This is a genomic window from Belnapia moabensis DSM 16746, from assembly GCF_000745835.1.
Taxonomy (GTDB): domain Bacteria; phylum Pseudomonadota; class Alphaproteobacteria; order Acetobacterales; family Acetobacteraceae; genus Belnapia; species Belnapia moabensis.
This window is the reverse complement of sequence record NZ_JQKB01000127.1, coordinates 1-9,375: the sequence shown is the minus strand read 5'-3', so window position 1 is coordinate 9,375 and position 9,375 is coordinate 1. Positions and strand designations below refer to the sequence as shown.

Sequence of the window (9,375 nt, the reverse complement as noted above, 5' to 3'; positions counted from 1 at the left end):
ATCCAACGATGACACTGACGGTCTGGGCCATAGCCGGAGAATTCCACCGCAGCGGCCCGCTGTGAATCCTCCGTCTGGGTCAGTGCACTAGCGCCTGCCATGCGCGCCTTCGGGCTGAAGACCTGGATCTGGAACAATGGCTGGAAGACTGGCCTGCTGCTGGCCGGCTTCCCCTTCCTCCTGGCGCTGATCTGCTTCGCCCTCGGCCTGCTGGTCGTGGCCGGGGAGGCGCATTCCTTCCGCCAGGGCCTGCGGGATGCGGTCGGCATCATCCCCGTGGTGCTGCCCGTGGTGCTGCTGGTGACGGCCATCTGGTTCGCCATCGCCTGGGCCTGGAACCAGCGCATCCTCGACTTCCTGACCGGTGCCCATCCGGTCACGCGGCAGCAGGAGCCGCGGCTGTGGAACGCGCTGGAGACGCTCTGCATCAGCCGCGGCCTCGGTATGCCACGCCTCGCGGTGATCGAGCAGCCGGCGCGCAACGCCTTCGCCTCCGGCCTTTCGCGCACGACCGGCGCCGTCACCGTGACGCGCGGCCTGCTCGATTCGCTCGACGACCGCGAGCTATCGGCCGTGCTGGCGCATGAGCTGACACATATCCGCAACGGCGATGCGCGCCTTGCCGTGGTGGCTGCCGTCTTCGCCGGCGTCGTCGCGCTGCCGGGGGAGATCATCGTCCGCGCCGGCAACATCTTCGGCAACACCGGCCCGTTGACGACTGGCCGCTCCTCCTCGCGCTCCTCCTCGAAGGATAGCGGCAAGGGCGGCGCGGCGATCTTCCTCGTGCTGCTCTCGCTCGCCATCATGCTGCTGACCTGGGCACTGGCGCTCGGCCTGCGCTTCGCCCTGTCGCGCAACCGCGAATTCCTCGCCGATGCCGGGGCGGTGGAGCTGACCCAGGACCCGGATGCGCTGATCTCCGCCCTCCGCAAAGTCGCCGCCCAGTCGGAGCTGCCGCGCCTGCCCTCCCAGGTGCAGGCCATGCTGCTGGAGAGCCCGGGCGAGACGCTCGGCAAAATGTGGCTGGCGACCCATCCGCCGCTGGAGGAGCGGATCGGCGCGCTGATCCGCTATGCCGGCGGGCGCGACCCGGGCCCCGTCTCCGTGCTGGAGGCGGAGCCAGCCCCGGCCGAGACGCCGATGCCGGCCGCGGCACCCGTCCCCGGCTCGCCCTGGTGGCGCCAGAGCTAGCTTGCGCCCACCCGCCGCGCCTGCGCATGGTGCGCCCGCATGCGCTTCCTCCACACCGCCGACTGGCATCTCGGCCGCAGCCTCGGCGGGCACTCGCTCCAGGATGACCAGGCCCATCTGCTCGCCGAGCAGTTGCCGCAGATCGTCCGCGACACCAGGCCGGATGCCGTGCTGCTCGCCGGCGATGTTTTCGACCGCGCCGTCCCGCCCGCCGAGGCGGTGCGGCTGCTGGACGAGGTGCTGAGCGCGCTCGTCCTCGGCCTCGGCGTGCCCGTCGTCATCATCCCCGGCAACCATGACGAGGCGCGGCGCGTCGGCTTCGGCGCCCGGCTGCTCGCCGCCGCGCGGCTGCACATCGTGCAGTCGCCCTGCGGCGAGGCCATCCCGCTTAGCGACCGCGAGGGCAACCGCGCCACCATCGTCGCCTGCGGCTATGCGACGCCGCTGGCCCTCGCTCGCGAGCCAAGCCTCGCGGAGGCGCGCTTCGCCGATCATGACGGCGCCTTCGCCGCCCTCGCGCCCCTGCTGCACGGGCTCTGCCCGGCCGAGGGGCCGCGCGTGCTGGTCGCCCATGCCTTCGTCGCCGGTGGTGCCGAGAGCCCGCTGAGCGAGCGTGCCCTCTCGGTCGGCGGCACCGGCGCCATCGATGCGGCGCGCTTCGCCGGCTTCGACTATGTCGCCCTCGGCCATCTGCACCGGCCGCAGAGCCTGCTCGGCGGAAGGCTGCGCTACAGCGGCTCGCCCTTCCCCTATTCGGTGGAGGAGGCGGACCACGCCAAATCGGTGACGCTGGTGGAAATCGGCGCGGAAGGCCCACCGCGCATCGAGGCCATCCCGCTCGCCCCGCGCCGGGGCCTCCGCGTGCTGACGGGGAGCTTCGCCGCGCTGCGCGAGACCGAGGGCCCGGCCCGCGAGGACTATGTCGCCCTGATCCTCACCGACCCCGCCCCCATCCCCGAGGCGCAGCGGCGCCTGGCCGAGATCTTCCCCCGCATCGTCGGCCTGCGCTACGCGACGGAGCGCGCCGGCACCGGCCAGTTCGCCACCGCCGGCGCCGCGGCCCGCATCGCCCGCCCGCTCGACCTCTTCGGCCGCTTCCATGCCGAGCTGCGCGGCGCCCCGCTGCCGGAGGAGGCGCGCCCCGCCCTTATCGCCGCCATCGAGGCTGCCGAGGCCGCCGGCCACTAGCCATGCGCCCGCTCCGCCTGACCGTCACCCATTTCGGCCCCTATGCCGCGCGACAGGAGATCGACTTCGCCGCGCTCGGCCCGCACCGGCTCTTCCTCATCGCCGGGCCGACCGGCGCGGGGAAGACCAGCCTGCTGGACGCGCTCTGCTTCGCCCTCTTCGGCGAGAGCAGCGGCGAGGAACGCCTGCCCGCCCACCTCCGCAGCCGCCACGCCCCGCCCGACACGCCGACCGAGGTGGCGCTGGAATTCGCCCAAGGGCAGCGCCGCTGGCGCATCACCCGCAGCCCGGAATGGGAGCGGCCGAAGCGGCGCGGCGAGGGCACGACCAAGGAGCGGATGAAGGTCTCGCTCCAGGCCCTCGACACCGACGCCCCGCCGATCGAGCGCGAGGCGGAGGTCGAGGCGCGCATCCGCGAATTGCTCGGCCTCAGCGCCGCGGAATTCCGCCAGACCGTGCTGCTGCCCCAAGGCCGCTTCCGCGAGCTGCTGGTGGCGAAGCCGGCCGACCGCCAAGCCATCCTGCAGACTCTCTTCCGCACCGCGCTTTACGCCCGCATCCAGCGCGAGCTCTCCGCTGCCGCCAATGCGGCGAAGGGTGCCCTGCGTGAGGCGATGGGCGCCCGCGCCAACCTGCTCCGCCGCGCCGGGGCCGGAACGCCGGAGGCGGCGCTCGCCACCCGCGCCACGCTGCTCGCCGCCGCCCGGGAGGCCGAAGCTGCCCGCGACACCGCCGCCGCGGCAGCCACCGCCGCCCGCGCCGCCGAGGCCGCCGGACAGGAGCATGCACGCCTCCTCGCCGCCGCCGCCTCTGCCGCCCGCGCCCTGGCCGAGTTGGAGCTGCGTGCGCCCGCCATCCAATCCGACCGCGCCCGGCTGGAGGCCGCCCGCCGCGCCGACCGCCTCGGCCTCGCCATCGCCGAGGCGGAGGCGGCCGCCACCGCCGCCACCGCCCAGCGCGCCGCGGCGGCCACCGCCGCCGCCCGCACCGAGGAGGCCCGCCACCGCCTCTCCCGCGCCGAAGCCGCCCTGGCTGACGCCCCCGCCCAGGAGGGCGCCGCCCGCTCCGCCCAGGCCGAGGCGGAGCGCCTTCACGCCCTCATCGCCCTCGTCGCCGAAGCCGAGCAGGCCAGCCGCGCTGCCACCCAGGCCGAGGCCGCGCTGCGGCAGGCCGAGGCCGCACGATCCGCCGCTGCCGCGGCACAGGAGGCCGCCCGCGGCGCCGTCGCCACCGCCGGCTCCGCCCGCGCCGCCGCCCAGGCCGAAGCCGACCAGCGCGAACGCCACCGCCTCGCCCGCGAAGCCGCCGCCGCCCGCCTCGCCGCCGCCCGCGCCCTGGATGCGGCCGAAGCCGCCCTCCACCGCGCACGCGCCGAGGCCACCCGCGCCACCGCCGCCGAGACCGAGGCCGCCGCCCGCGCCCTCTCCGCACGCCACGCCCGCGAGGCCGCCGCGGCCCGCATCGCCGCCGACCACGCCACCCGCTTCGCCGCCTTGCTGAGCGCCGGCGAACCCTGCCCCGTCTGCGGCAGCCCGCACCACCCCGCCCCCGCCCGGCCGCAAAGCGAGGCCCCTCTCCCCGACCTCCCCGCCCTCGAGGCGGCCGCCGCCAAGGCCGAGGCCGTACTGGACGCCGCCCGGCGCGGCGCCTCCCAGGCCGCCACCGCCCTCGCCATCGCCGCTGAGCAGCAATCCGCCGCCCTCACCCGCCTTGGCGATGCGCCGCGCGATGGGCTGGATGCCGCCCTCCGCGCCGAAGACGCTGCCCTCGCCGCCGCCGAAGCCGCCGCCGCCCGTCTCCCTACCCTCGCCCGCGCCGCCGCCGAGGCCGAGGCCGCCGCAGCCACGGCCGAAACCCGCCTCACCACCGCGCAGGAGGCCGTCACCGCCGCGGCTGGCGCGCATGCCGCGGCTGCTGCCCTGGCCGAGGAACGCCGTCGCCGCTTGCCACCCGGCAGCCCGGATGCTGCCACCCTGCACGCCCAGGCCGAGGCCGCCACCACCCGCGCGAGCCGCATCGCCGCCGCCCTGCGTGCCGCCCGTGAGGAAGCCGCTGCCGCCGCCGAAGCCGCCCGCACCCGGGCCGAGCACGCCACCGCGGCCGCCCGCACCGCCCTTGCCGCCGAGGCCGCCGCCGCCGAGGCCGCTGCCCGCCTCGCTCTCGCCTGCACGGCCGAAGGCTTCGACGATCCCGCCGCGGCCCGCGCCGCCCGCCTCCTCCCCGCCGCGCAGGAAGCACTCGCCGCCACCATCGCCGCCTTCGATCAGGCCCGCGCCGCGGCCGCCAGCCAGGCCAGCGCCACCGCCGAGGCCGCCACCGGCCTGACCCCGCCCGACCTGCCGGGCCTCGCCGCCGTCCGCGCCAATGCCGAGGCCGCCGCCACCGCCGCGCTGCAAGCCGCGATCCTCGCCGCCCGCGCCGTCGAGGAGCATGATCGCCTGCTCGCCGAGATCGCCGCCGCCGAAGCCGCGCTGGCCGAGGCCGAGGCCGCCGCGACGCTCCGTCAGGACCTCGCCGACCTCGCCGAGGGCCGCAACGGCCATGGCCTCGATTTCGAGGGTTACGTCCTGTCGGGCCTGCTCGATGAGGCGCTGGCAGCCGCCAATGCCCGGCTGGAGGGAATGCTCGACGGCCGCTACCGCCTGCGCCGGCGCGAGGAGCCGGAGCGGCAGCGCGCCAGGGCCGGCCTCGACATCGAGGTGCTGGATGGCTGGAATGCCGAGGCCCGCCCCGCCGCCACCCTCTCCGGCGGCGAGGGCTTCTGCGCCTCGCTCGCCATGGCGCTCGGCCTTGCCGACACCGTCGCCGCCCATGCCGGCGGCCACCAGCTCGACGCACTCTTCATCGACGAGGGCTTCGGCACGCTCGATGCCGAGACGCTGGATACCGCCATCCGCGTGCTGGAGGGTCTGCAGGCCGGCGACCGCCTGGTCGGCGTCATCAGCCATGTGGGCGAGCTGCGCGAGCGCATCCCCGCCCGGCTGGAGGTGACGCCCGGCCGCCGCGGCACCACGGCGGCCTTCCGGCTGGGTTAGTAGGTCGCGAAAATCCGCTCGATCTCGCCCGGCTCGCTGCTGACGGTCAGCGCCAGGGCGAGGAGGATGCGCGCCTTCTGCGGGTTGAGGTTATCGGCCGGGATGAAGCCCGCCTCCGCCAGCTTCGTCGTCGGGAAGACCCGCCCGCTGCCTGCCCGCGTCGATTGCAGCACGATGACGCCCGCCGCGCGCGCCTCCTTCAGCGCCGCCGCATCGCCCGGCGTGACAAAGCCCGGCGCGAAGCCGGCGACGACGATCCCCTTCGCCCCGGCGGCGGTGAAGGCCCGCACCGCCGCCCCATCCGCCCCCGCATAGCTGTAGGCGATGTCGACCCGCGGCAGCTCACCCAGCCCGCGGATATCGAACTCCGTCTCCGGCGCCAGCTTCCGCAGCGGCCGCCGGTACCACACCACCTTGTCGCCATCCGCTTGGCCGAGCACGCCGAAATCCGGGCTGCGGAAGGTTTGCATCCGCCCGGTCGAGGTCTTGGTCACCTCGCGCGCCGCCTGGATCTCGTCATTCAGCAGCACGACGGCACCGAGGCCCCGAGCGCCCTCATCCGCCGCGACCCGCAGGGCATTGACGAGGTTCAGCCCCGCATCGGTCGAGAGCGCCGAGGCCGGCCGCTGCGAGCCGACCACCACCACGGGCACCGGCACCTTCAGTGTCAGCGAGAGGAAATAGGCCGTTTCCTCCAGTGAGGCCGTGCCATGGCCGATGACGATGCCGGCGACCGAAGGGGCCTCCCGCACCACCTTGTCGCAGAGCAGGACGAGTTCCTTCCATTCCGCCCAGGCGATCTGCGGCGAGGGCACGTTGCGGTAGGGCACGGCGAAGACCTCGGCCACCTGCTGCACCTCGGGGAAGCGGTCGAGGATGCCGCCGGCCTGGAGCATGTTGCCCATGGCGCCGTAATTGACGGTATCCAGCGGCCCGTCGCCGAGCGAAGAGATCGTCCCGCCCGTGCCGATGAAAGCGACCTTCTTCCGGCTCATGCCGCATCCCTCTCTTCCGTGGCGAGGCCGGCGATGCATTCATCGACCGTCAGCACATCGCCGAATTGCAGGTAGAAGCCGATGAGCGAGGCGCTGTGCTCGGCATCCGTCACCGCGGCGCAGCCATCGCTCACCATGACGGTGCGGAAGTTCAGCATCATCGCGTCCCGCGCGCTGCTCTCGCAGCAGCAATTGGTCACCGTCCCGGCGATCAGCACGGTGTCGAGGCCGCGCGCGCGCAGCCGCTCCGGCAGGTCGGAGCCGCCCTGGATGAAGGCGCTGTAGCGGTACTTCCGCACCACCTCGTCGCGGCTCTGCACGTCGAGCGCCGGCCAGAGCGCATGGCCAGGCATTCCCTCGCTCATCGAGGCGGCGCGACGGGCACGGGCCTCGGGGGTCGCCATCTCCTGCATGATGGACCACTCCGTCTCGCAGCGCGCGTCGAAGGTGTTCTGGATCCAGTAAACGGCACCGCCCGCCTGCCGCAGCGCCCCGGCCAGGCGGTTGATCGCCGGCACGACATGCTCCGCCATTGGGCAGAGCGCATGGGCGAGATCGGCCCGCATGAAGCCGTTCTGCATGTCGATGACGACGAGGGCGGTGCGGCGCGCATCGAGCCGGGCGAAGGGATGCGGCGTGCCGCAGCGGGCCGCGACGCGGGCGGCGACGGCCTCCGGTATGGTGAAGGGATGCATGCAGAACCTCCGCGCGAATGGGCCTGGCCTGCGCTGCGCGTACCCTCGGGGCCGGTTCTTCGGCCGGTTGCCCAAGACTAGGCCGGGGCAGGAACCCCGGCAACCCGGCCACGTTCCGCGGCGAACGGGAAAGGGCCGCCGCATGCCGAGCAACGCCAGCGAGATCGTCGTCGACACGCTGCATGCCTGGGGGGTCGACACCATCTTCGGCCTGGCCGGTGACGGCATCAACGGCGTGGTGGAGGCGCTCCGCACCCGCCAGGACCGTATCCGCTTCGTCGCCGTCCGGCATGAGGAGAGCGCCGCCTTCATGGCCGCGGCTTACGCGAAATGGACCGGCAGGATCGGCTGCTGCTTCGCCACCACCGGCCCGGGCGGCCTGCATCTGCTGAACGGGCTCTACGACGCGAAGCTCGACCTCGCCCCGGTGGTGGCGCTCACCGGCCTGCCCTATCACGACCTGGCCGACACCTTCACCCAGCAGGACGTCCCGCTCGACCGGGTCTTCGCCGATGTCGCGGTCTACAACGCCCGCGTCATGGGCGCCGCCCACGCCGAGAAGCTCACCGACCTTGCCTGCCGTACGGCGCTCGCCCGCCGCGGCGTCGCGCATCTGGCGCTGGCGACCGACGTGCAGGAGCAGGCGGAGGACAAGCCATCCCCGCGCGGCGCCGCTCAGTCCAGCGGCCGGAACTGGCAGGACGGCCTGCGCCTGCCCGACCCGGATGCGATTGCGAAGGCGGCCGAGATCCTGAACGGCGCGCAGCGCGTCGCCATCCTCGCCGGCCGCGGCGCGCTCGGCGCGAAGGTGGAGCTGGAGCAGGCCGCGCAGCTGCTCGGCGCCCCGGTGGCGAAGGCGCTGCTCGGCAAGGCGGTGCTGCCGGACGACCACCCCTATACCACCGGCGGCATCGGCTATTACGGCACCTTCGGCACCCATGCCGCGATGGCGGAATGCGACGCGCTGCTGATCGTCGGCTCCACCTTCCCCTATGTCGAATACTACCCGAAGCCCGGCCAGGCGCGCATCGTGCAGATCGACCGCGACGCGCAGCGCATTGGCCTCCGCCAGGCCGCGGAGGTGGGTCTGGTCGGCGATGCCAAGGCGGCGCTCGAGATGCTGAACGCAGCGCTCCGCCGCAAGGAGGACCGCGGCTTCCTCGAGCGCGCCCAGGCCGAGACGCGCCGTTGGGCCGAGGCGCTGCGCGCCGCCGAGACCAGCCCTCGCCTGCCGATGAACCCCTCCGCCCCGGTCGCCGCCTTCGGCGCGCGGCTGCCGCCGGATGCGGTGGTGGTCTCCGACAGCGGCCATCATACCGGCCTCGTCGCGCGGCACATGCGGCTGGGCCCCGGGCATGATTTCGGCGTCTCCGGCCTGCTCGCCAGCATGGCCTGCGCCATCCCCTATGCGGTGGCCGCCGGCTGCGCCTTTCCGGGCCGGCCGATCTTCGGCGTCATCGGCGATGGCGGGCTGTCCATGCAGCTCGGCGAATTCGCCACCGCCGTCGCCATGAAGCTGCCGCTCAAGCTGCTGGTGCTGCGCAACGGCGCGCTCGGCCAGATCAAGTGGGAGCAGCTTCTCTTCCTCGGCAATCCGGAATTCGGCTGCGAGGTGCCGCCGATCGACTTCGCCAAGGCGGCCGAGGCGATGGGCGCCCGTGGCTTCACCGTCGAGGATCCGGCGCAGCTCGACGCCGTACTGGCTCAGGCGATGGCGGTGGAGGGCCCAGTCATCATCCAGGCCATCGTCGACCAGAACGAGCCCCTGCTGCCCGCCGTGGTCTCTGAAAGCTACGCCCAGCACCTGAAGCAGGCGCTGGATCAGGGCACCAAGGGCACCGCCGAGATCGGGCAGGCGCTGCAGCGCGAACCCTCGCGCTCCATGATGGGCGATCAGTCTGCCCCGGCCTGACTGCCGCCAAGCCGGTGCGGAACCGGCTCGTGCCGAGCCGGGGATTTATACCGACCTGACTATGGATTGACCTGTCGAGCCCACTCGAAGTCGGTCAATGATCGGATGCGGCCGGTTTCGGCGATGAGCTTGTTCCAGGCTTCGCAGCAGGCATCGACGATGGCGCGCGTGCCGCTGAACAGGCGGCCTGACAGGTAGCGGTCCCGCAGATACTGCCAGACCTTCTCGATGGCGTTCAGCTCGGGCGAGTAGGGCGGCAGGTGGACCAGGCTGATGGTCGGCGGCACGCGTAGATCGCTGGCGATGTGCCATCCGGCGTTGTCGATCAGCATCACCGCATGGGTGCCGGCTGGTAACTG

7 protein-coding genes are annotated in these 9,375 nt (G+C 73.6%); 4 read left to right on the top strand and 3 right to left on the bottom strand.

Features of this window, described 5'->3' with window-relative positions; translation table 11 throughout:
* Positions 1–99 precede the first annotated feature (99 nt).
* From EP26_RS27905 to EP26_RS38350, 3 genes are read left to right on the top strand one after another with little or no spacing between them, the layout of a single operon-like run.
* The gene (locus EP26_RS27905) at positions 100–1,191 is read left to right on the top strand and encodes a M48 family metalloprotease (RefSeq protein ID WP_052389785.1); all 1,092 of its coding nucleotides are present in this window, start codon (positions 100–102) and stop codon (positions 1,189–1,191) included.
* Positions 1,192–1,230: 39 nt separating this feature from the next.
* Complete coding sequence (locus tag EP26_RS27900; protein WP_043344028.1) at positions 1,231–2,379, top strand: exonuclease SbcCD subunit D; 1,149 nt, start codon at positions 1,231–1,233, stop codon at positions 2,377–2,379.
* Positions 2,380–2,381: 2 nt separating this feature from the next.
* A complete protein-coding gene (locus EP26_RS38350; RefSeq protein ID WP_043344025.1) occupies positions 2,382–5,414 on the top strand; it encodes an AAA family ATPase in 3,033 nt (1,010 codons plus the stop codon).
* Here EP26_RS38350 and EP26_RS27890 read toward each other — a convergent pair.
* Both EP26_RS27890 and EP26_RS27885 read right to left on the bottom strand, forming a co-directional pair.
* Complete coding sequence (locus EP26_RS27890; RefSeq protein WP_043344022.1) at positions 5,411–6,409, bottom strand: asparaginase; 999 nt, start codon at positions 6,407–6,409, stop codon at positions 5,411–5,413. The genes EP26_RS38350 and EP26_RS27890 overlap by 4 nt on opposite strands.
* The gene (locus EP26_RS27885) at positions 6,406–7,104 is read right to left on the bottom strand and encodes an isochorismatase family protein (protein WP_043344019.1); all 699 of its coding nucleotides are present in this window, start codon (positions 7,102–7,104) and stop codon (positions 6,406–6,408) included. The genes EP26_RS27890 and EP26_RS27885 overlap by 4 nt, the downstream gene beginning before the upstream one ends.
* 142 nt (positions 7,105–7,246) lie before the next feature.
* Between EP26_RS27885 and EP26_RS27880 the strand changes: the two genes are divergently transcribed.
* Positions 7,247–9,016 carry a thiamine pyrophosphate-dependent enzyme gene (locus EP26_RS27880; protein WP_043344016.1) on the top strand — a complete coding sequence of 590 codons (1,770 nt, stop codon included), beginning with the start codon at positions 7,247–7,249 and terminating at the stop codon, positions 9,014–9,016.
* A 59-nt stretch (positions 9,017–9,075) separates the two neighbouring features.
* On the opposite strand, the gene EP26_RS27875 is transcribed toward EP26_RS27880, so the two are convergent.
* The coding region (locus EP26_RS27875; protein WP_043344013.1) for a transposase at positions 9,076–9,375 on the bottom strand (300 nt) is incomplete at its 5' end.